The organism is Stenotrophomonas sp. STEN087, from assembly GCF_056759115.1.
Window position 1 is genome coordinate 1 of the sequence record NZ_JBRRCR010000069.1, and the last position, 22,676, is coordinate 22,676.

The 22,676-nt window shown below is 64.2% G+C and carries 22 protein-coding genes and 1 pseudogene; 8 read left to right on the top strand and 15 right to left on the bottom strand.

The annotated features are described in order from the left end of the window. Positions 1-115 precede the first annotated feature (115 nt). The 15 genes and pseudogenes from ACVOK1_RS15750 to ACVOK1_RS15820 all read right to left on the bottom strand — a co-directional run. A pseudogene (locus ACVOK1_RS15750) lies at positions 116-502 on the bottom strand (DUF4189 domain-containing protein); the annotation flags it as partial. Positions 503-635: 133 nt separating this feature from the next. Then, the gene (locus ACVOK1_RS15755; protein ID WP_481562616.1) at positions 636-1,154 is read right to left on the bottom strand and encodes a DUF4189 domain-containing protein; all 519 of its coding nucleotides are present in this window, start codon (positions 1,152-1,154) and stop codon (positions 636-638) included. A gap of 11 nt (positions 1,155-1,165) precedes the next feature. Then, on the bottom strand, positions 1,166-2,323 hold the full coding sequence (locus tag ACVOK1_RS15760) for a TrbL/VirB6 family protein (protein ID WP_481562617.1): 1,158 nt from the start codon (positions 2,321-2,323) through the stop codon (positions 1,166-1,168). 74 nt (positions 2,324-2,397) lie between these two features. Continuing rightward, on the bottom strand, positions 2,398-3,225 hold the full coding sequence (locus tag ACVOK1_RS15765; RefSeq protein ID WP_481562618.1) for a hypothetical protein: 828 nt from the start codon (positions 3,223-3,225) through the stop codon (positions 2,398-2,400). A gap of 25 nt (positions 3,226-3,250) precedes the next feature. Further along, the gene (locus tag ACVOK1_RS15770; RefSeq protein ID WP_481562619.1) at positions 3,251-5,698 is read right to left on the bottom strand and encodes a VirB4 family type IV secretion/conjugal transfer ATPase; all 2,448 of its coding nucleotides are present in this window, start codon (positions 5,696-5,698) and stop codon (positions 3,251-3,253) included. A gap of 84 nt (positions 5,699-5,782) precedes the next feature. Then, complete coding sequence (locus ACVOK1_RS15775; RefSeq protein WP_481562620.1) at positions 5,783-6,091, bottom strand: VirB3 family type IV secretion system protein; 309 nt, start codon at positions 6,089-6,091, stop codon at positions 5,783-5,785. Beyond that, positions 6,084-6,506 (bottom strand): TrbC/VirB2 family protein, encoded by a 423-nt coding sequence (locus ACVOK1_RS15780; RefSeq protein WP_406235781.1) that lies wholly within the window; start codon positions 6,504-6,506, stop codon positions 6,084-6,086. The genes ACVOK1_RS15775 and ACVOK1_RS15780 overlap by 8 nt, the downstream gene beginning before the upstream one ends. 73 nt (positions 6,507-6,579) lie before the next feature. Next, positions 6,580-7,542, bottom strand: coding sequence for a lytic transglycosylase domain-containing protein (locus ACVOK1_RS15785; RefSeq protein WP_481562621.1), 963 nt, complete (start codon positions 7,540-7,542; stop codon positions 6,580-6,582). A 3-nt stretch (positions 7,543-7,545) separates the two neighbouring features. After that, positions 7,546-8,589, bottom strand: coding sequence for a P-type DNA transfer ATPase VirB11 (virB11, locus tag ACVOK1_RS15790; RefSeq protein WP_481562622.1), 1,044 nt, complete (start codon positions 8,587-8,589; stop codon positions 7,546-7,548). A gap of 14 nt (positions 8,590-8,603) precedes the next feature. Then, positions 8,604-9,854, bottom strand: a complete 1,251-nt coding sequence (locus ACVOK1_RS15795; RefSeq protein ID WP_481562623.1) for a TrbI/VirB10 family protein — start codon at positions 9,852-9,854, stop codon at positions 8,604-8,606. Continuing rightward, positions 9,851-10,630, bottom strand: coding sequence for a TrbG/VirB9 family P-type conjugative transfer protein (locus tag ACVOK1_RS15800; RefSeq protein WP_116862663.1), 780 nt, complete (start codon positions 10,628-10,630; stop codon positions 9,851-9,853). The genes ACVOK1_RS15795 and ACVOK1_RS15800 overlap by 4 nt, the downstream gene beginning before the upstream one ends. 52 nt (positions 10,631-10,682) lie before the next feature. Beyond that, positions 10,683-11,717 (bottom strand): VirB8 family type IV secretion system protein, encoded by a 1,035-nt coding sequence (locus ACVOK1_RS15805; protein WP_481562624.1) that lies wholly within the window; start codon positions 11,715-11,717, stop codon positions 10,683-10,685. Between the two features lie 89 nt (positions 11,718-11,806). Continuing rightward, the gene (locus tag ACVOK1_RS15810) at positions 11,807-12,253 is read right to left on the bottom strand and encodes a hypothetical protein (RefSeq protein WP_313144800.1); all 447 of its coding nucleotides are present in this window, start codon (positions 12,251-12,253) and stop codon (positions 11,807-11,809) included. A 417-nt stretch (positions 12,254-12,670) separates the two neighbouring features. Continuing rightward, a complete protein-coding gene (locus ACVOK1_RS15815; RefSeq protein WP_481562625.1) occupies positions 12,671-14,350 on the bottom strand; it encodes a type IV secretory system conjugative DNA transfer family protein in 1,680 nt (559 codons plus the stop codon). A 36-nt stretch (positions 14,351-14,386) separates the two neighbouring features. After that, positions 14,387-14,644 (bottom strand): hypothetical protein, encoded by a 258-nt coding sequence (locus ACVOK1_RS15820; protein ID WP_313203992.1) that lies wholly within the window; start codon positions 14,642-14,644, stop codon positions 14,387-14,389. A gap of 123 nt (positions 14,645-14,767) precedes the next feature. On the opposite strand from ACVOK1_RS15820, the gene ACVOK1_RS15825 reads away from it, so the two are divergent. The 8 genes from ACVOK1_RS15825 to ACVOK1_RS15860 all read left to right on the top strand — a co-directional run bounded on the left by ACVOK1_RS15825 (position 14,768) and on the right by ACVOK1_RS15860 (position 22,553). Further along, the gene (locus tag ACVOK1_RS15825; RefSeq protein ID WP_481562626.1) at positions 14,768-15,220 is read left to right on the top strand and encodes an HD domain-containing protein; all 453 of its coding nucleotides are present in this window, start codon (positions 14,768-14,770) and stop codon (positions 15,218-15,220) included. Between the two features lie 76 nt (positions 15,221-15,296). Then, complete coding sequence (locus ACVOK1_RS15830) at positions 15,297-16,493, top strand: MFS transporter (RefSeq protein WP_481562627.1); 1,197 nt, start codon at positions 15,297-15,299, stop codon at positions 16,491-16,493. 141 nt (positions 16,494-16,634) lie between these two features. Further along, the gene (locus ACVOK1_RS15835) at positions 16,635-16,883 is read left to right on the top strand and encodes a hypothetical protein (RefSeq protein ID WP_481562628.1); all 249 of its coding nucleotides are present in this window, start codon (positions 16,635-16,637) and stop codon (positions 16,881-16,883) included. 2 nt (positions 16,884-16,885) lie between these two features. Continuing rightward, a complete protein-coding gene (locus ACVOK1_RS15840; protein ID WP_406235765.1) occupies positions 16,886-17,068 on the top strand; it encodes a hypothetical protein in 183 nt (60 codons plus the stop codon). Between the two features lie 18 nt (positions 17,069-17,086). Next, positions 17,087-17,830 (top strand): SOS response-associated peptidase, encoded by a 744-nt coding sequence (locus ACVOK1_RS15845; RefSeq protein WP_481562629.1) that lies wholly within the window; start codon positions 17,087-17,089, stop codon positions 17,828-17,830. Positions 17,831-18,064: 234 nt separating this feature from the next. After that, the gene (locus ACVOK1_RS15850; protein WP_108769189.1) at positions 18,065-18,334 is read left to right on the top strand and encodes a hypothetical protein; all 270 of its coding nucleotides are present in this window, start codon (positions 18,065-18,067) and stop codon (positions 18,332-18,334) included. Positions 18,335-18,478: 144 nt separating this feature from the next. Next, positions 18,479-20,599, top strand: coding sequence for a methyl-accepting chemotaxis protein (locus ACVOK1_RS15855; protein WP_481562630.1), 2,121 nt, complete (start codon positions 18,479-18,481; stop codon positions 20,597-20,599). A gap of 214 nt (positions 20,600-20,813) precedes the next feature. Continuing rightward, positions 20,814-22,553 (top strand): EAL domain-containing protein, encoded by a 1,740-nt coding sequence (locus ACVOK1_RS15860; protein WP_481562631.1) that lies wholly within the window; start codon positions 20,814-20,816, stop codon positions 22,551-22,553. Positions 22,554-22,676: the final 123 nt, after the last annotated feature.

Sequence of the window (22,676 nt, forward strand, 5' to 3'; positions counted from 1 at the left end):
TTTGACTACATCGAGCGACGCCATAACCCAAGGATGCGGCGAAGGGTCGCCAGGCAGGATCAGAAGGTTGCAGCTCTTTTAGAACCGTCCGTGATATCGGGGTAGAACCCGTGGGCCCCGCCAATGCCGCGCATTGATTGTGATATGCAAGCAAAACCTGGCATTCCAGACCACCTAGTTTCCTGCATTCCTCTAGAGCGACGCTCCTTGCCTCGGCCTCGGTTCTCTTCGACTCCGCCACGCCAATCGCAGCCGTGCCTTCGCGGTCCTGAGTCGCGTGGTAAGCGATGGCACCCCATCGCTTTTCCCATCTTCCCGTTGGTGTGGCATCACCAGCCGACTGACCTGCGCCGGGGATAGGCGCGCAGCCGCCCACGCCCTGATCTCCAATCGGATACTGGCCCGGAGGGCAGCGGCCCTCGGCCGCTGCTGGTTCGACGCTCGCAGCGCAGACCAACACAAAGAATATCAACGGACTTCCGATCAAACGGAACGCGCTCATCCTAACCGTCGCTTCCTTGAGTTCATCTGTCCTGCGCCACGCAACATCTGCAGACTTTCGGGCTAGGCGCCCACGGCAACTTTGAGTTTTAGAGCAGCCCCGTCGATCCCATCAGGTGGACACCGGCCTCGAGTCAACCTTCTTGGAAGAATGCCTTGGTGCAGTCCGAATGAATCACCGTGCACTCTTGGCTTCCGGCGCCCTTACAGTCCTGGATTGCCCGCTCCTGCGCCTGCTGTTTGGTTGCGCCCGTGCTGAACTTCACACCATTGTGTGGACGTGCTGCACCAACTGCGGCATAGCATTGATTGTAGTAAGTAAAGACGACCCGACAATCTGTAGCACCGCCCAAGCCACATCGCTCGAGCGCCTGTCGCTCAGCGGATCCCTTAGCCTGATGCCCCGTGGCTGAACCAGCGTCACCGGTAGGAGAGCTCGCGACAGCGCCCCATGTCTTCACCCAATGCCCAGGATTCTCTGCCGGCGCACCCTGCCCGGCACCGGGGATAGGAGCACACCCGCCAACACCCTGATCGCCAATCGGGTACTGGCCTGGAGGGCATCGCCCCTCCGCAAATGCGGAGCCGACAGACAATGATCCAAACAGCAAGATTGACATACAAAGTGCTTTTTTGAGATTCCTCAGCTTCATCGGATCAGTTCCTAGTTTCCTTGGTTCGAGGTAGCTGCACCGCGCTGTCCGGGGATCGCAGAACCAGGCCCGCCACTGCCATCAAAGACCTTCCCCATACCGTAATGTTGCCCACCGGTCGTGTGCGTACCGGACGATTCCGGAGCGGCCGGCGGCGGTGCCGACATACCCGGCGGACGACCATCAGCGCTCGGCGAAGCACTCGCGCCACCGCCTATCTGCGAATATGCCATGAAGGTACCGAGGGTGCCCTGGAAGAACATCGCGGCCATTGGGGGTGTAGTCAGGATCAGCGCCGTGAGGATCAAACCCATACCGCCCTGCTGCATGGCCTGACTGGTCATGCCGTCGGACATGCTCTCCTTCAGGATGAACTCCTGCACCAGTGCGGTTGTCCAGAATGTCGCGGCCACGCGCACCACCATGTCCAGCGCGATGGACACCATCGCCGCAAGCACCGCCATGGAGAACATGGTTCCGAGCCCATAGAAGAGCCAGCGCTGGAACAGCTGCTTCGTCTGTTCAAACAGCAGGCACAGAATGAACAGCGGACCAAATCCGATGAACAGTGCCAGTGCGATCTCATAGAGCATCAGCATGGCACCGGCAGTGATAGCCGGACCGGCGGTACCCATACCGATGAAGAACAGCGCGCGCTTCTTGTCTTCCAGCAACTCGCCATCGTTCATGATCTGGATGGCATCGATACTGGAGAGCGCGACCTGCATCCAGGCCAGGCTCTTGTCGATCTGGTCCTCGGGTGACTCGTCCGAACCGGTGACGACCTGGGTGATCTCTTCCTTGACGTCATGGGTCAGGAAGCGATGGAGGTCGGTGCCGAACATGCCCATGGTCGTCGCAACGCTGACGATGAGCGCAGCGCGGGCCATGTTGGTCACCAGCACCATCATCGAATCGCGGCTGCGGCCTGTGATGATGCGGAAGCCTTGCACGAGTACCCACAGGGTCATGAGCGTGAGGGCGATGCCGCCGACCCACTGCATCATGTGCCCCATCATGTCGATGCCGAACTTGTTTATCTTGCTTCGCAGGAAGTCGAAGATGAACTTGAAGAACACGAAATCCCCGATCGACTGGACACGTGCCACGTGCCCCATCAAATCCTGGAATCCGCCGTTGAAATCAAAATTGGCAATCGACCTGATCATTTCCGCAATCCCTTGATGTATCCCTATCCGACAACCTCATGGGACAGGCGCACCCGCGCCGGCCCCGATCTGCGTCAATCGACGCTCAGTGCGCCCTTCAGCGCAGCAGTCTTGACCAACTGCGAAATGACACCCGGCTTGCCCTTCAGCGCAACTCGCGCGAGCACACGCTGGTTGGCCTTCATCGACTCTTCGTAAGCATCATAGGAGCGCATCCGTGCTTCCCACTCCTGCTGAAGCTTCGCGATGTCGTTGGCAGTCCTCAGCGAGTCACTATCGACTGCAGTCATCGTGCCGGACAGATTGCCGTCGCTGCCGAAGCGCCAGCCCATGATTTCATTGAGCGAGGAATTGATGCTGGGAATCGTCTTCTCCAGGAACTCCACGGTTTCATTGCGCTTGCGGTTCTCCATCATCTGGATGTTCACGCAGAGCTGCTGCTGCTGCGCATAGAGGTCACCGGAAGTGTCCAGCACAAATTTCTTCAACAGACTCGTTGCACTGAATCCGCCTGACGTACGGCAGAGCTCGGCAACCATGTAATCGTCAGGCACGCGCTCCAGCGTGGCACCGGCCGGCAGGCCAAAGTTGTTGATCAGACCCTGGATCTTGATCAATGCATTCCTGTACTCCTGGAATGTCCTGTTCCAGCGCGTGACCTGCTCGCCGTACTCCTTGCCGTCGGCGATCAGCTGCGCGTTCGACTGCTTGAAGTCCTTCAAGGCCTGGATGAGGGCGCTGAAGTCGAACACCGGATAGCCGCTCGCCCCTGCCGGGGTCGTGGAGAAAACCGCCATGCTGCCGAGCAACAGGGCTGCCAGGCGCTTCTGGCGCAGGGTGCGGCCGGAGGTGCGGTTGTGGTTCGCCTTGCTCATGTCGTTCTCCACGAAGATGGGTTTCATCATTGTCGTCCTTGTCATTCGGCGCTCAGGCCGCATCGGTTTCGGCGGCCGCCCTGGCCTTGCCCGAGCCCTTCCGATTCCTGTAGAAATCTTCCAGCCACTGCTCCGGCGTCAGTTCGTCCACCGTCACGCGCGCACGAATGGCTGCGGTCTGCAGCACGCGGTGCATCACGTCGATGTTGTCGGTGGACGCGGAGATCACCGACAGGATGTCATCCATGCCGCGCAGGTTGAGCTGGCACACGCTGGAGGCGTGACCCTGCTTGACCAGGAAGCAGCGCGAGCGCTCGTCCAGTGCGGTGACCACCCGGAACTCGGCCTCGGTCAGCTTGAGGCCGTCCATGTAGTCGCTCTTGCTGGCGTTCGGGTTCGGTAGCAGGATCAGCGTGGCCGTCTGCTCGATCAGTGCCGCGGAGATGTCGCTCTTCAGCGCGTCTTCCGGGCTCTGCGTGGCGAAGATGCCCAAGCCGTTCTGCTTACGGATGGTCTTCTGCTTGTTCTTGGCGAACTCCTTCAGGCCACCCTCGCCGTCCAGGATCTTCCAGAATTCGTCCATCACGTAGATCAGCGGACGACCGTCGATCAGCGACTCCAGGCGGTGCAGCAGGTAATTGATGACCGGCACGCGTACTTCCGGGTTGTCGATGATGTCGGTGTAGTCAAAGCCGATGATGTTGGCCTTGCTCAGGTCCACCGTGTCGACCGGGTTGTCGAACACCCAGCCCAGCGAATTGCCTGACGTCCAGCGGCGCATGCGCGCGTAAAGGCCATCGTCGCCCATGTTGGGCAGGCTCTTCTGGAAGTTGGTCATGCTCCGCAGGTGCATCGGCGTGTCGAGCATGCTCTCCACCGCGCGGTAGATGTCCTCTTCCTCGCGGGCGCTGTACTCGCGCTTGCCGGCCAGCACCTTGATCAGGTCGGCCAGGAACTGCACGTTGCCTTCATTGCTCTCGCACTGGAACGGATTGAAGCCGGTCGGCGCGCCGTTCTCCAGGGCCAGGTAGTTGCCACCGCAGGCGCGCACGAAGATCTCCGCGCCACGGTCCTTGTCGAAGAAGAAGATGGTCGGCGACGGCTCGTACTTCTGCACCTGGCTGAGCAGGAAGTTGATCAGCGCGGTCTTACCCGTACCCGACTTACCGATCACCATGGTGTTGGCGATGGCCTTCTCACCCAGCGAATTCTCCGACGGGTGGGTGGCGTGGAAGTTGAAGTAGTACGGCTGCCCGTTGGTGGTCTGCAGCGTCGTCACGCAGTCGCCCCACGGGTTGTTGTGCTGCTTGCCGGTCGCGAAGTTGTGCAGCGGCGACAGGCCAAGGAAGTTCAGCGAACTGACATTGGCCAGACGCGTGCGGTAGCGCCAGTTGCCCGGCAGCTGCGAATAGAACGAGGACGTGACGGCCAGGTCTTCCTTGGTAGACACGAAGCCGGCATTGGACAGCTCGGCGCGCGTGGTGGCGACGTTCTGCGAGAGCTTGGCCTGGCTGTCGCCGTACACGGTCATGATGAAGTGGTACTCGCCCAGCACGAAGTTGCCCGAGGAAAGCTGGTCCATCGCTTGGTCGAGTTCGACGATCTGGCTGACCGCCTTGTCGCCCGAGGAGATCATCATGCCCTTGGTACGGTCCAGCACCTTCAGCGCGTCCTGGCGGCCCATCGGGCTGAAGGAATGGGTGATGACGTACTCGTAGTCAAGGTACTTCAGACCATTGAGGATGCCCGGGTACGTACCCTCGGCATACTCCTTGATGTTCAGGATGGCGCCGAAGTGGTTGGCACCATTGGGGGTATTGATGACGAAGTCACCGGTCTTGGCCGAGAACATGTGCCGGCTGACCGGCAGATAGTCCTTCACCGGGGCCGACAGCACCGGAACCGGCTCATCGATGCGGTTGATCAGGTAGCCGAACAGCTCCAGCGTTTCGGAGAAGACCACGCCGTTCTTGGCCTCATACATGCCCAGGCGGTACGGCGCGTAATCGCGGATGACGGCCTCGACGTTGCCGGCCAGCTCGAGCAGCTTTTCGACGGCCTGTTCCTGCTCTGCACGCAGTTTGTCGACATTGGCTGACTTCTCGACGAAGCGCTTACCGGCCACTACCGGCCGATAGATCATCGTCAGGTACAGCTCGTTCTGCATGATGCGCTGCGAGGACAACATGCCCATGTACTGGTCGGACACGTCCTGGTTGAAGCGCTGCTTGAACGCGCTCTTCCCCTTCAGCGTGCGGCGACGGCGGATGTCATGCACCCAGAACGCGACGTTGACGAAATCCGGCGCGCGCAGGGTCTGCAGCAGTCGGTTGAACGTATTGTGCCGGTGCTCCAGCTCCCACTCCTCGCGACCCACAAACGGCAGCCCTTCCAGATGCCAGGTCAACAGGTAGTCGCCGCCCGTGGTCTTCACCACGTTCGGGGCTACATGCGACGACAGGGGAATGAATTCGCTGATGGAGGTATCTGGGCTGAACATTCGACTGCTTCCAAAGAGGTACTGCCAAGGGAGTTTCGTCAGGAACCGACGGGCGCTGGACGCCCGCCGGTTCCCTACCGGCCCTCAATCCATGCGGGCCGGCTTGTCGCGGTAGTGATTCGGGTTGAACACCCACATGCCATCGTGCTCACGCACGTTTCGAACCCTCAGTTTGACCATCAGGCGCAATCCCAGCAGCCGGAAGATCATTTCATCGCGCTTGGCCATCTGTCGCATGATGAAAACCGCGACCGGAATGGTCAGCAGGAACCAGAAGTTCGTGTACATGCTGAGCAGCAGCAACCCACCGGCCACCATGAAGAACGGCAGGTAGGGCACGCCCAGGAACATCGCAGGGCGGGTGCAGCCACGAAAGACGACGTTCTTATGCACCGTAGTACTGAGCGACGTTCTTGATGACCATCAGCGCCATGCCGCCGCTGCCGCCGCCGCTGGTGGCAGTGCACTCGCCGAACTCATCACCCAGCAGCATCTTGGCGATCTGGCCAGCAGCGCCGATCAGCACGCCACCAATCAGGATCGGTGCGACATCGCCAATGCGCTTGTGCGCGAAGGCAATCTGGTAACCGGCGAAGATCACGGCGATGGTGACGACGGCGATCGAAGCCATGTTGAGCAGGCCGTTGACGCTGCCGAAGAAGCCGCAGACCTTGCCATCGGTACCACCGTAGTTGACGTTGTTGGCGAACGCCTCAGGTGCGAGGACGGCACCAGCAAATGCGACGGCCATCAGCATGGTCTTCAGCGTGCGCTGGGCCTGTACGACATCGAGATTGAAACGCTTCATGGATGGATTTCCTTGTTGATGGACTAACACAACTGAATCGACCGGCCGGGGGACCAGTCGCACCACGACTTCGTCAGAACACGAAGGCCGCATCCCCTGCGGGAATCTGTCGAACCGGCGCGGCAGGTGCCGCCGCCGGTGCGTTGTAAACATTGCCAGGAGCCGCAACCGGCTGATTGCGTTCATTCCACGGACGGAGCATCACCGGGGCCTCGCTGCCGCCTGCGACGGCACCCGGCAGCTGCTGCGGCATGGCCTGGGCAGGCTGCCGCGGCACGGCCTGCGGCAGCTGCTGCGGATAGCCATCGACCGCCCGGCCCTGCGGCTGCATCGCCCGATCCACCGAACCCAGCACGACCCGCGACAAGGCCTGGTCGGCGATGTTCAGCAGGCTGCCGCGTGCCATCGCACCGGTGGAGGGATAGACCGTGTAGGCACGCGCCGGGTCGTTGGAGGGCACGTACACCGGCGCAGTGTTCTGCGCCACGATCCGCGCCTCCATCGGCGAGACGCTCTGCGGGTGGTGCTCGACCTTGACCACGCGGCGCTCGCCGCGGTTGACCACGTCGATGGGCGCCACGCCATTGCTGGCCAGTTGCTGGCCGCGGCGCATCGAGTCGTAGATCTTCTGCACGTAACCGTGGCGGAAGCCGGTTTCGAAATTGCCCGAGTAGTAGCAGCTGAAGGACTTGCCCCAGTCCTGCCCCGAGCGCTTGTAGCACTCGGCCAGGATGCGTGAACCGGCCTGCAGGTTGGCACACTGCTGGAAGGCCTTTTCGTAGGAATCCAGGCCGTACTTGCCGAGGTTGTAGCGGTTGACCTGGGCCAGGCCGACCGAGAAGTTGTAGCCCTTCTCTTCCAGCATGCGCACCGTCGCCAGCGCTTCATCCAGGGCCTTGGGCTGGCGCACCAGGGCGCCACCCACCACGCCGATGGCATAGGGGTTACGCGAGGACTCAACATTGATGACGTGCTGCATCACGTCCATGGAGACGGCCATTTCCGGGCACGCCATCATTTCCAGACCTGGGAGCATGGTTCAGCCCTCCTGCCCCTGGGCACGCCCAGGATTGAAGTCGATGCCGGTGATGTAGCGCGCGCCGGCATGCGCCTTGATGTGCACGACGATGTCGATGGTCATCATCAGCAGACGCTTGATGACGTTGAATTCCAGGCCGGAGCCTTCGGCGGACGCCTTGACCATCAGCGCCAGCTGGTCCCAGGTCTGCTCCGGGCTGCCGGCGTGGCAGCTGGTGATCGAACCGGGGTGGCCGGACGCGCAGTTGCGGATGAAGTAGAACGCTTCATCGCCGCGCAGCTCGGCCAGGATGATGCGCTCGGGCTTCATGCGCAGGCAGGCTTCCATGCAGCTCTTGGCGGTGACGTTGCTCGCGCTCTGCCCGCCCTTCGAATACAGCAGGTGCACCACGTTGGGCTGGGTCAGGAACAGCTCGCGGGCATCCTCGATGGTGACCAGGCGCTCGCTGTCCGGAATGTGGTTGACCAGGGCCTTCATGAAGGTGGTCTTGCCGCTGCCGGTCGCGCCGGAGACGACGATGTTCTTGCGGTACATCACCGCGCGCCGGAAGAACTCGGCGTACTCGCGGGTATGCCGCAGCTCCAGCAGCTCGCGGTCGTGCTCGCTCAGGCTGCCATCCTGTTCGAGGATCTGGGCGAAGAAGCCATCCTCGTTGTACTGGGTGAGCGACTTGGTTTGCTTGGACGGCAGGCGGATGGTGATCGACACCTTGCCGGCATCGCACGCCGGTGGAATCACGAACTGCGCACGCTGCCCGGTCGGGAAGGTGAGCGACACGACCGGATCGGCATCGGTGATGCGCTGGCCGGTGTTGCTCTCGTTGACCACGGCGGTGCAGAACTGCCGGGCCCGGTCGAACGTCAGGCCCGGCACATCCACGCGCTGCCACCCTGCCCGCGTCTCCAGGTACAGCTCGCCCGGACGGTTGATGCAGATTTCCGTCACTTCAGGCGAGGTCATGTACTCCGCGATGCCCAGCACTTCGTACTGATAGCGCAGGAAATCGCTGGAGGCGAGGGCGAGGGGTGACACTTCGGCGTCCATGGTCGTGCTATCGGTTACCGGCGCGGGTTGAGCACGTTGGTGAAGTCAACGTCCTTGGCGACGTAGACGTTCACGATGGTGCCCTGGTTGATGGTGACCGTCGGCGGGCGACGGCCTTCGCTGAGCGCCTCGTTGGCCAGGCGTTCCATGGTGCGTGCGGTGGCGCTCTCATACGGCGACTGCACGGCGAACCCGTTGCTGCCGATGGTGGTCGACTCCGGGCCATGCTCCGCAGCGGCGTACTTGAAGGCATCGGAGATCAGGCTGATCATCAGCGCCGAGGCGATGCGGCTGCCCCAGTGCGCGCTGTACTGGCCCGGATGGCCTGCGCCACCCAGCCCATCGATGCCCGGGCTGGACATGGCCACGTCGATGCCGTTGGGCGTGGTGATGCGATCCCAGATCACTTCCACACGCTTGCCGGTCGGGCCGCCACCGTAGGCACCGTAGATCTTCGAGCCCTTCGGCAGTAGCAGGCTGCGGCCGTTGATCGAATAGACCGGCTCGGTCAGCAGGCAGGAGGTGTAACCGGCCAGGTCGGTGATGATGCGGGTTTCCAGCACGCAGCGCAAATACGTGCCGCGCACGAGCAGTGCATCGGGGCTCTGGATGTAGGTGGCACTGGAAATGTTGTCGACGTCCGGCCCACGACGGACCTTTGCCGGTGCGGCGTTGCCGTTCTGTCCCTGCAGCGCTGCCATCGTCGCAGCGAGGTACGGATCTTCGTTGGCAGCAGCGCCTTCCGCGCCCTGGCCGCCATCACCCGTGCCGACGCCACCGCCGGCGGCGATGCGACGGTCCATCAGGCTCGGACCACGGTTGACCTCACGCTCGGCGGGTTCCGAGCGCGGAATGTAGGTCGGCCCCATGGCTTCCTGCGGCGGAGGCGGCAGCATCGGAATCGGCTCGGCCGTTTCCTGGGCCGGCGGCGGCGGCGCAGGTGCCATGGACGGCAGATCCGGCGTGCTGGCACGCGCGACCTGACGGGGCGCCTCTGCGTCAGCGCTGTCGTCACGACCCTTGCGCAGCAGCAGGAAGCCCATCGCCAACACCAGCACCAGGATGCCGCCCAGGAACAACAGGGCCTTGCGGTTCAGGCGCTGCTCTTCGGAAGTGCGCAGCTGCGGCGCGCTGGCATCCAGGTCGGGCGCGGTTTCAGCCTGCGTGGATCCGTAGTACGGGTTGGACGACGGCTCCTGGCCCGCCGGGCCCTGCGCGTACGGGGACGGATTCGGGTCGTTGTCCGGAGTGTTCTGCTGGCTCATTTCTTCACGTTCCTTCGCAGGCCGACGACGAAGTCGCCGTGGCGGATGACCAGGTACGGGTACGTCCCGTGCACGATCAGCGTGTTGCCCTCAACGGTGGTGTTGACCACGAAGTCCTCACCGTATTCCTTCTCACGCCCGAAGACTGCCGGGAAAATACCGGTCTTGTACTCCGGCGAATTGGGCAGCTTGAGGTAGGTGAAACGGCCGTCGTCGTAGGCGTGCACCGGAATCAGCCACCCCATCTTCTTCGCCTTGCTGGTCGAATAGGAGTAGTTGAAGTTGTACTGGCGATCCTTGGCCAGTTCGGTGCTCAGCAGCGGCTTGGCTTCTTCTTCCACCGCTTCCTGGGCCACGCCGAACACGGTCTCGTTCGGGTAGACGAACTCGATCTTGTACTGCACGCCGGCACGGCGGGCCTGTTCCAGCTGGCGCCAGTCGGTCGCCACCACCTTCAGTTCGAAGATGTAGGAATGGGTCTCGGTGCGCACCATCATGTTGGTGTCGACGTCGACGTTCTTCGGCTTGAGGTAGAAGACGTTCTCGCGACGGGTCAGTTCCCAGCCACTGCTGAAGCCGGTGCTGTAGTCGAGGATCTTCTCGTTCGGACTCAGCTCGATCTGGGTGGTCAGACCCAGGCCGGTACGAACCGGGTAGATCCGGTCCTTCTCATACTCGTATCGGTCCACTGCCTGCGCCATCGCCGCGGTGGAAAACACCAGCGACAGCAACGACAGCAGCGCCAATGCGCTCCCCCTGACTTTTCGACTACTCATCGGTTGCTTGCTCCATCAGCATTTCCGGTGGATTGGTTCTGTGCGCGGTTCATTACCCACCCCGCATCGGTTGCGCCTGCGGGGGCTGCGTGCCCTGCGGCTGTCCCTGCATCGGCTGCGCCTGCTGCAACGGCTGGCCCTGCATGGGCTGGCCCTGCTGCATGGGTTGCCCCTGCACAGGCTGGCCCTGCATCGGCTGGCCTTGCGGCATCGGCCGGCCCGTGGCCGGATCGACCATCGGCGCCGCGGCCGGGCCGTTCGGGTCGTACATGCCCTGTGCCTGTGCTGCTGCCTGCTGCGCCTGCTGCGCTGCGTCCGCCTGCTGCTGCATCGCGCCCTCGTCGGGCACCGGCACGCCGCGGGCGTAATCGTTGTCGACGCGGTACTCGGTGACCTGGAAGGCCAATGGGTTGAGCACGCGATCCTGTTCGGACAACGCCAGGTTCTGGTTGTACTCGAAGCGCATCGTGACCAGCTGGTTGTCCAGGTAGGTCGCGACACCCGTACGCTTGTCCAGCAGGCTGCGCTGGATGCGCACGGACGCACCGCGGAAGCTGCCGTTGGCCTGCGCGGCCAGCGGCGTGATGCTGAGGATCTTCACGCGGATGGCCTTGCCGCGGCCATACATCACGAACGGGCTCTGCGGATTGTTGCCCGCATAGCGCTGCTTCATGCCCGCGCCCACCGCATCGGTGGACATCACGAACACCAGCTCCCAGTCGCGCAGGCCCATCACTGCCGAGTCGTAGGACTCACGCGCCAGCACGTACTGGGCCACGTTGCTGCGGTTGACCGCTTCGTTGGTGGTGATGGTCTCGCCCTGGAACGTGCCGCGCAGGCGCGCCACGGTGGCGGTGCCGGTGTAGGCGTCAGCCATCACCAGGAACGGCACTTTTTCCTTCAGCGGCAGCATGTAGTAGTAGCCACCGGCCAGGGCCAGCGACATCAGCAACGAGGCGGTGGCCACCCACCACGCGCGCCGCTCGCTGCGGCGTGCCATGTCGGCCACGGTGATCTCGTAGCTGACCGCCTTGGCGACCGACTGCTCGACCTTCTGGCTGTTGCCTGCATCCTTCTTGCGGAACATGGATTCTTCCGTACTGCTGAAACATCAATGGGTGCGGCACCCCTGCGTCAAGCGCGGGGAGCGGCATGTTCGATGGTTTCCTGGATGACTCAGCTGCCGCTGTTCGGATCAGGGCCCTGGGCCGACGCAGTCGGCGTCGATCCGGCGCTCTGCACGACAATCTGGTTGCCGACGATGGACACGGAAACGCCCTGCGCCGAGTAGGCCGACGTGACATCGATCACGGCCTGCTGCGCGTTGGTCGTATCAATCCGCGTCACCGCTCCGTAGAGGGTGAAATCCGAGCTGAGGCGATAATCCAGCGTGCGGCCGGAATCCTTGGCCCAACGGTCGAGCATGCCCTTGAGCGTGCCGTCCATGGGCGAGGCCTGGTACACGTAGCTGGAATACAGCGGAATCTCGGTGGGGGTTTCCGCGAAACGGTTGACCGGCTTCCACCGGCCGCCGAAATCGGGTGCGGGCTTGGTGGCACATCCGGCCACCATCAACGCCGCCGCTGCGGCGATGGACAACTTTGCGATAAACGCCTGATTCATACGGGCTTCACTTTGACGTACGAAAAAGCAGTCCCGATGTTGGTCCCCTGGCTGTCCGGTGCTACATGGCGCACACCGAAAACGCGGTGGATACGCGGCATGGCTGCACGCGCCCACGACGGCTCCCCTGCAGCTCGAAAGCTGCCAACCAGGTTGTGGAAAACGGCATCAGAAACACCGCCCTCTCACACCCTCACCAACGTCGGAACCATCCCTGTTCCCATGGCTGAAACTCCTGGCCACTCTGAAAGCAAGCTGAATCTCGAAGATTCCCAAGCTGCGCATAGACTCGCACAGCCACGCGTCAATTCAATGTCAGACAAGTCTGAATTGCCTAAACGTATGGCGTTTTCTTGACGCTCCTCACGATTTCACTTCAATGAATTCGTGCATGGATCACACTTCACGGAGCTGAACTTAAACATCCAAAAGTGGAGCTTCGACTTTCGGCAGTAGACGTGACGTGAAATATTTATCTTTGTAGTAGCGGATCTTGTCGCACTTCACCGGATGCGGGATGCCTTCGTAGAGGAACACTTCCTTGTCCGGGCCCATCGCTTTCAGCTCCTGCGGCAGCATCAGCGCACGACGCTCCTCGGTGAAACTGTGGGTCTTTTCACGCGCGTGGGTGACGTTCTTCTTGCGGATGGTGGTGTAGCCCAGCATTTCCGAATAGTCGTTGGCATCCTGCTGCTCACGCGGCGCGTAGAGGATCTGCAGCGCGTGGTTGGTGATGATGGTGCGGGAGATCTCCCGGCCATAGGTCGCGTCCAGCTGCGACATGCTCTGGATGATCGGCAGCAGGCGCACGTTGTAGCCGGCCATGTAGGACACCGCCGAGGCGATGATGTCGACCTTGCCGATCGAGGTGAATTCGTCCATCAGCAACAGGCACTGATACTTCAGGTCCGGATTGGACTTGGGCAGTTCCTTGGTGTTGAGGTTGATCAGCTGGCTGAAGAACAGGTTGATGATCAGGCGGCTCTCGGCCAGCTTGTTGGGCTGGATGCCGATGTAGATGGTCATCTTCTTCTTGCGCACGTCGGTGAGCAGGAAGTCGTTGGTACTGGTGGCCTTGTCCAGCACCGGGTTGACCCAGGCGTTCAGCGGTTCCTTGAAGGTGCCCAGGATCGAGGCGAAGGTCTCGTCGGCCTGGGACAGCATGTTGGCGAACGCTGACCGCGCATTGCTGCTCAGGAACGGCCGTTCGGACAGGCTCTTGAGGAACTTCTTCAGCTCGGTGCCATCGCCCGAGGACAGGCGGTACACCGCGCCCAGCGTTGGCGTGCCCTGGCCGCCGGGGAAGCCGCTGGCGCGCTCGTCATCCCAGTTCTCGAACAGGTAGAGGGTGAAGGCGATGAAGGCGTTGCGGGCCTGGCTGACCCAGAACTTCTGGTCCTCGGCACCATCGGGGTAGAGCATGGCGCCGATGCTCATCAGGTCCGAGATGCGGAAGGCCGGATCGTCGGACACGTAACTGAGCGGGTTCCAGCGGTGCGTGCGGCGGTCTTCGGCGAAGGGATTGAACAGGAAGATCTCCTGCCCCTGGCTGGCGCGCCAACCACTGGTCAGGTCGAAGTTTTCCTGCTTGATGTCCAGCACCACCAGCGACTCGCCGTACTCGAGCAGGTTCGGGATGACCACGCCCACGCCCTTCCCCGAGCGGGTCGGCGCGGCCAGGATCACGAACTGCTGGCCGTCCAGTCGCACCAGCTTGCCGCCATGGCTGCCGACCACGATGCTCTGGTCGGTCTTCTTGTACAGGCCGTGCTTGGCCAGGTCGGAACCGGTGGCAAAGCGTGCGTCGCCATGCAGCGACTTCTTCTCCTTCTTCAGCAGCCACACCAGGCTGCCCACCAGCACGATCAGCAGCGGCAGGCCGAAGCCCAGGTAGCCGGCCCACTTGATCTTGCCCACGAACGGCGCGACCTGTGGCTGGCCCAGTGCGTTGTAGTACTGGTAATAGGTATTCCAGGTGAACAGCTTGGTGTCCAGGCCAAGCAGCAACAGCGTCAGGTAGCCGGACAACGCGAAACCAAGCAGCAGGGCGACCACCGTAGCGATGGCGATGGTCAGGAACTTATTACTGGGCAACACCCGAATCCTCCATGATGCGCACTGAGGCGCGACGGCCTAGCGGCGACGTCGTTGCGACGCCCGTTTCCGCAGGTTGGTTTCATTCTCCAGCCCGGGCTCGATGCCCTCTTCACGCTCCAGCACCTCCAGGTACCGGCGCGCTTCGGCCAGCGACATCAGATCGGCCAGACGCTCCCCGTCATCGGCGATGACCGTGTGACCAATCACATCGCCGGGAGCGTACACCGGCGCGTGGGTCACCGCTACCAGCCGATAGCGGCCGCGCAGCTCGAGTTGATGCGTGTACTCCTGCATGCATTCTTCTCCGTGATGGCGTTCACATCTCGTGCCCGCGTCAGGCGATGATGCCGCCCCTGCCGTGGTGGCGGCATGCAGGCGACGCAGACGACAATACACATCCGCGCATCGGAGATTGTCATGGATTGGATCGCACGCGCCCGTGCACTGGCCACCGAAGCCCACGCCGGGCAGATCGACAAGGCCGGCCAACCCTACATCGGCCATGTCAGCCGGGTGGCCGCCCGCGTCCGCGGCGACGCCGATGCCGAAGTGGTGGCCTGGCTGCACGACGTGGTGGAGGACTGCCCCGGATCTGCCGCGCAGGTGCAGGCGTTTCCGCCAGCAGTACAGCGCGCGGTCCAGCTGCTGAGCCGCAACGGCTCGGCCGACCCCGACCAGTATTACGCGCGCATTGCCGCCGACCCGCTGGCGCTGAAGGTGAAGCTGGCCGATATCGCCGACAACGGCGACGAAAGCAGGCTGGCCGCTCTGGACACCGCTACCGCCGAGCGGCTGCGCGTGAAGTACCGGCACGCGCTGGCCCAGCTTGCCGCCCTGCCCGGGCCGCCCGCACCATCCATCGAACACTGATTTACCCCTGCGCGGGTGCCGCTGCTGCGGTGCAGCAGTACAATGGGCGGCTTCCCCCGCCCTGCCCGCCCCCCGCATGAGCCCCAATTCCCCCCTGGCCGCGCGGCTGACGCCGCGTCAGCGCACCTGGATCATCCTTGCCCTGTCGCTGGGTGGCTTTGCCATCGGCACCAGTGAATTCGCCAGCATGGGCCTGATGCTGGAGATCAGCCGCGGCCTGTCGATCAGCGAGACCCAGGTCGGCCACCTGATCAGTGCCTACGCCATCGGCGTGGTGGTCGGCGCGCCGATCCTCGCCTTCATCGGCGCCTCGTTCCCGCGCCGCAAGCTGCTGCTGGCGCTGATGGGCTTCTACGCGGTGGGCAACCTGGCCAGCGCCCTGGCCCCCAACTACGGCACCATGCTGGTCGCCCGCTTCGTCGCCGGCCTGCCGCATGGTGCCTACTTCGGCGTGGCGATGCTGGTGGCCGCGGCCATCAGCCCGGCCGGCCAGCGTGGCCAGGCGATGTCACGGGTGCTGCTGGGCCTGTCCATCGCGATCCTGATCGGCAACCCGCTGACCACCTGGCTGGGCCAGCAGCTGAGCTGGCGCACCGCCTTCGCCCTGGTCAGCGTACTGGCCATCGCCACGGTGGTGATGATCGCCCGCTTCCTGCTGCCCGATCCGGACGAGTTGCGTACCTCGCCGATGCGTGAGCTGCGCGCGTTCAACACCACCCAGGTGTGGCTGGCGCTGGGCATCGGCGCGGTCGGCTTTGCCGGCATGTTCTGTGTCTTCACCTACCTCGCGCCGACCCTGGTGCAGGTGACCGGCGTGGCCGAGTCGTGGATGCCGCTGGCCGTGGGTGTGTTCGGCATCGGCGCGATCATCGGCAACATCGCCGGTGGCTGGCTGGTGGACAAGTTCCACTTCAACGCCGCCGCCGTCGTGCTGGTGTGGTCCATCGTGATGCTGCTGCTGTACCCGCTGGCCGCGCAGTCGGTGTGGACCATCGGCCCGATGATCATCACCGTGGGCACCATGGGTGCGCTGGCCGCCGTGCTGCAGACCCGCCTGATGGACGTGGCCGGCGAGGCGCAGACGCTGGCCGCCGCCTCCAACCACGCGGCGTTCAATACCGCCAACGCGCTGGGCCCGTGGCTGGGCGGCATGGCCATCAGCGCCGGCTTCAGCCCGGCCACCACCGGTTATGTCGGTGCCGCCACCGCCATCGGCGGCCTGCTGCTGTGGGGCGTGTCGATGCTGGTCGACCGCCGCCGCAAGGCCGCTTGAGGTCCTGCACGCAGCCCTTGCCGGTGGCAGGGGCTGTTGCCACGCGGCTGGATTTGACCTCGCCGCCGCATCGGGCTGACGGTGCCGTCACAGGGGAAAGTGTGACGATGAATACACCTTCTTCCTGGCACCCCCTTCCCCATGTCGGACACCGGTCATTTCGCCATTCTCGCCTTCGAGGCCGTCTTCAACATGGCCGGCGGGGTGGAACGCATCACGTCGCTGACGGTGACCTGCAACCACTGCGAGGCCACGACCTCGTCCACCGAAGGCAACCTGCTGCACCTGCCCGGCGGCACCCTCTTCCGTTGTGACGACTGCGGTTGCCACCAGGCCGTGAGCAATGCCCGCGTGGCCGACTGGCAGCTGCCGCGCGTGTTGGGTGTATGAACATGGACGCGCCGCTGACCGATGCACAGCGCCGGATCCTGCAGGCCATTGCCGATGCGGAACGCGTGGACAGTGACGCCGCCACCTGGGCGGTGAAGGCAGGCCTTGCCGTGCAGGCGGAAGACGGCGACATCGACCTGACCCCGCGCGGACGCGACCTGCTGCAGGGACATCCGCCGCGCTGAGGCGGCGACGGAGCGGGCATGCGGCGTTTCGTGCAGGCCTTCGTGGATGTGGACAGCTTTGCTGCTGCCCTGCCCGGCGACGTGTCGGCAGCACTGGCGACGGCGGATGCGCGCTACAACATCGGCAAGGACGGCCACGCCTGGGTCTGGGCCGCCGGCGCGGCCGATGCGAAGACCACGACGGTCGTTGCAGAGATGCAGTGGGGCCTGGTGCCGCGCTGGTCGAAGCAGCCGTCCACGCCCTACACCACGGTGACTGCCCGGCTGGAACGCGCCCCGCGCAGCCGCATCTTTGCCGATGCCTGGAGCAAGCGTCGCTGCATCGTGCCCATGACGGGCTATTTCAAATGGGACCGGCAGCGACGACCACCGTGGCCGATGTTCGTCCAGCGACAGGATGGGGTGGCGCTGCTGGCGGCCGGCTTATGGGAGCACTGGCAGGACGAGGCCGGCGACATGCGCGACACATTCTCGATCCTGACCGATGGCAATCCGGCGATCCCGGCCCCGCTGTCTGCCGATGGGCCGGTGTTTGTGGAGCCCGCGGCTGCCGCGGCTTGGCTGAGGGGCGAGCTGACCACCCCGGCGCAGCTGCGACGGCACGCGCATACCGCGGCGCTCGAGGCTGCGTATGTCGGCCTGGGCATCCGCGACCCGCGTCGCGATGACTACACCCTGCTGGAGCCGGTAGACCCCGACGTTGCGGGTGCCGACGATGCGCTGCCCGACTGGGATGGCGATGCGCTGGATGACGATGCGTGAGTGATGGGCCCGGGGTCGGATCCCTTGCCAAAGGCAAGGGCTCTGACCCCAACGCCTGGCCGGAGATCCGGGTTCAGAGCCCTTTCCGTTGGAAAGGGATCCGACCCCTTCGCTCGACCGCAAGCCTGGGGTCGGATCCCTTGCCGCAGGCAAGGGCTCTGACCCCTTCGTCGCGCTCCCGCTGAACCGCAAAAAACACATGGCGTGGATGTGGCTTGCTGCACAGTGCAGCCCATGCATCACCGCCCTGCCCCTGCCCGCCATGATGCCGTCGCCCTGCAGGCAGGAATGCTGGGCAGCGTGCTGGGCGTGGGCCTGTTCAAAGCACTGGCGATGTCCGGCGTGGTGTCCGGCTCGCTGATGGGCATGGGCCTGTGGCTGCTGGCCTGCGTCCTGCTGGGCGCCTGGGCATTGGCCGCGGGCCTCGCCTGCCTGGCCCTGAGTCGGCGGGTGTTCGTGCTGATGCTCGCGCTGTCGGCGGTGTTCGTGCTCTGCATTGCCTGATCCGCAGGCGCTTCCAGAAAAATCCGAACTGCGGCGCTAAAGCTTCAGCCTGCGCCGCCGCTACCGTTGTACTGCTTGCCGGGACTCTCTCCTGTGCAGACACGCCCGGCAGTCGGGCCTACAAAGACTACCGGACTTCACAAAATGTACACGCTGCGCCGCTTCAAGGTTGGCACCCGCCTCACTGCGGGCTTTTCCATCCTGCTTCTTCTGATCGCCACCATTCTTGCGATCGCCCTGCACAGCAACTACCAGCAGCGCCAACAGTTCGACAACGCGGTGAACGTGCGCGTGACCCGCATGGGCGAGCTGTACGACATGCTCATCATCAACAAGGAGCTGCTGCTCCTGCGCCGCGACATGCTGATCAAGCGCGGCCAGGGGCTGGAGGCCGATCTGGCGAAGGCGCACGCAATGTCGGAACGCTATGACCAGATCTGGGCCCACTTCACCGAGCGCCCGGCCACCAGCCCGCTGGCCGAATCGATGCGCGGCAAGGTCGCGCAGAAGCAGCAGGCCACCGTCGCACTCAACCGCGACCTGGATGCAGCGATGCAGGCCGGCGACTTCGATGCCGCCAGCACCGAGCTGCTGACCCGCGCTGGCCCCGCGGCTGCCGACTGGAACGCGGCGCTCGCCGAGTTCGCCGATCTGCAGCAGAAACTGGTGGAAGAAGCCGCCCGGGACATGCAGGCGCTGGCCGCCAGGACCACGGCACTGCTCAGCCTGTTCGGCGTCCTCAGCCTGGGCCTGGGCATCATCGCGGCGTGGTTGATCTCGCGTAGCCTGACCCGCCCGCTGGCCCAGGTGCAGGCGTCGATCAATGCGGTCACCCGCGGCGACCTCAGCGTCCGTCACCAGGATGACAACCCCGATGAAGTGGGCCAGATGCTGCGGGCCACCGACAGCATGGTCGGCCTGCTGCAGCGCTTCTCGCAGCAGACCCAGCTGATGATCGGCAAGCATGCCGCCGAGGACATCAGCCACCGCATGCCGGTGGATTTCCCCGGCGTCTACGGCGAACTGGCGGAGGGCATGAACACGATGGTGTTCGAGCATCTGGAGGCGATCGTCGATGCCATCGACGTGCTGAACCAGTACGCGCAGGGTGACCTGAGCCGGGACGCACGACGCCTGCCGGGCAGCCGCGCGATCCTGCACGAATCGATGGATGCGGCCAAGGCCAGCCTGCATGCGATCAATCAGGATATCCAGCGTCTGGCGACGGCGGCAGCGGCCGGCGATTTCAGCGTGCGTGGCGATGCCACGGCCTACCGTCACGATTTCCGCCGCATGATTGAAGACCTCAACCGCCTGATGGCCACCGCTGACGGCAGCCTCGGCGCGTTGTCCAAGGTGCTTGGTGCCATGGCCGAAGGGGATCTGACCCGCCGTATCGAGGGCGACTTCCAGGGTGTGTTCGCTACCATGCAGCGCGACACCAACCGGACTGCTGAGAATCTGGCGGCCATCATCCGCCGCATCCAGGAAGCCTCCGGCTCGATCGCCAGCGCGTCCGATGAGATTGCCGCGGGCAACGCCGACCTGTCACGGCGTACGGAAAGCCAGGCTGCCAACCTGGAAGAGACCGCGGCCTCGATGGAAGAGCTGACCTCTACCGTGCGCCAGAATGCCGAACACGCACAGCAGGCCGATGCAGCCTCGCGCAGCGCCGGCGAAGCCCTGCAGCAGACCGCGCAGGCGGTGCAGGACGTGGTGCGGGTGATGGGGCAGATCAATGCCTCGTCGCTGCGCATCGGCGAAATGGTCAGCCTGATCGACGGCATCGCGTTCCAGACCAACATCCTCGCCCTCAACGCAGCGGTCGAAGCGGCGCGCGCCGGCGAGCAAGGTCGTGGTTTTGCGGTGGTGGCCAGCGAGGTGCGCACTCTGGCACAGCGCGCAGCGGCTTCGGCCAAGGACATCAAGGCATTGATCGATGAATCCACCGGCAGGGTCGAGGCCGGCATCGGCATCGCCCGCCAGACCGAGGCCGCCATCGGCCAGTTGACCGACGCCGCGGGCCAGACCGGGCACTTGGTGCAGCAGATCGCCCAAGCCAGCGTCGAACAAGCGGCCGGCATCGAACAGGTCAACCAGACCATCGCGCAGATGGACGAGGCCACCCAGCAGAATGCCGCACTGGTCGAGGAAGCCAGCGCCGCGGCGCGTGCGATGGCTGGGCAGGCGGCGGATCTGGACCAGGCCGCGGCCGTGTTCCGGGTAGCGGCACAGGCTGGCGCTGCGCTGAAGCGCGCCGCCTGACCTCATGGGCTTATTGCGGGCACTCACACTGCCCGCATCTGCCACGCCCTACCCTCAAAGTGCAGGCCTGAAGCATTCAGCAGGCGACGGCCTGCGCCCCTTCCCCACGGCACCTGCTGCGCGACATTGTGGTCGTGCTGCAGCGGCCAACCCGCTCGTGCAGCTTCCCGTACGTTTTGATGTGGTCCTGATGCCCTCCCCCGAACAAGAACGCATGTCCACCCTGGCCGGTCTCAACGCCCTGGGCGAGGTTTCCGGTGCAGCCCTGGACAGCCTCACCGAGCTGGCCACCCACGCCTTCAAGGTGCCCGTCGCCTTCGTTTCGCTGCTGGACGTCGACCGGCAGCGACTGGTCTCGCGCAAGGGCCTGCAGATCGCGCAGACGCATATCCGTGATTCGATCTGCGCCTCGGCCATCGGCGCGCCGGAAACCCTGGTCATCGATGACCTGCGCGAGCACCCACGGCATGCCAGCAACCCGCTGGTGACAGGCGAGACCAGGCTTCGCTTCTATGCAGGCACGCCGCTGGTGGCGCGCAACGGCGTGGCCATCGGTGCGTTCTGCATCATGGACGACGCCCCCCGACAGTTCTCCGAAGCGGAGCGGCGGCAGCTGCAGACCCTGGCCAGCGCAGCCATGAACGAACTGGAGCTGCGTGCCCTGACGGGCCGCCGCGATCCCGTCAGCGGCCTGCCCGACCGGCACCAGTTCGCCCTGGACCTGGCCGCCAAGGCCGAGCGCGAGCCGGACACCTTCCTGCATGCAGTGCTGATCGATGTCTTCGACGCAACGACCTCCACCGAGGCCGGGCAGGTGCTGGGCATGGCGCCGCTGGAAACGTTGATCCGGCGTATCGGCGTGCGCCTGCGCGTTGCCTTGGACGGCATGGCTGAGGTCTACCACGTGGGCGTGGCGCGGTTTGCCTTCGTGGTGGAGCTGTCATCGTCGAAGGCCGTCGAAGACCTGGTCGCAGAACTGCTGGAACGCGTGACGCGACCGATGATGGCCGCGCAGGTGCCGATGGCCCCGTCGTTCCACGCGGGCATCTGTGGCGTCACGCTGGGCCAGCACAATGCAGACGAAATCATCCGCCGCATGCTGGTCGGCCTGAATGCCGCCATCAACAGCCGCTCGCCATTCCGCTGGTATTCCGAGACCCGCGATGCGCGCACGCGGCGGGGCTACCGGCTGGCCACCGACGCACGGATGGCCCTGCAGGAACAGCAGTTCCATCTGGTCTACCAGCCCCGCTTCCGCGCGGCGGATCTTGTGCCGGTGGCCGCCGAAGTGCTGATCCGCTGGAACCATCCGCAACTGGGGGCAGTCAGCCCTGCCGAGTTCATCCCGGTGTTCGAACGTACGGCGGTGATGCAGGGCATCACCCGCTGGGTGACCGACAACGCACTGGACCAGCTGGTTGCCTGGCGAAAGGCAGGCATCGGCCTGCTGCTGTCGATCAACTACTCGGCGCGCGACATGGCCGAGGACGATGCCGCGCTGCGCCTGATAAGTGCGATCGAGCAGAAGGGCCTGTCGTGCGCGGATGTCGAAGTGGAGATCACCGAGAGCCAGTGGCTGCGCGTGGATTCCCCCGCCGGCCAACAGCTGCGGCAGATGGCCGCCGCCGGGCTGCGCATCGCCGTGGACGATTTTGGCAGCGGCTACAGCAATTTCGGCTACCTGTCCGAGCTGCCGATCAGCACGCTGAAACTGGACAAGACGGTGATCGACCGCCTCTGCCAGGACCCGCGGGCGGCATTGAAGGTCGAGGCCATCATCGGCCTGGCCCAGCGCCTGGGCTACAGCGCCGTGGCCGAAGGTGCGGAGACGGCCGAACAGGTGGCCCGGCTGCAGGCGTTGGGCTGCGATGAAATCCAAGGCTTCGCGTTGGCCCGGCCGATGACGGCTGAAGCATTCAGCGAACGATTCGGAGCGGTGCTTCCCGCCCCGTAGAGTCGAGGGTTGGGGCACGGGGGTTCCGGGGGAAAGGTAGAGGAAACGAGGCCCGAGATAGGCGGCCGCGAATAGGAGTGGGCCCCCGGGGGGGCCGCCCCCCCAACCGGCCCCCCCCGCCAC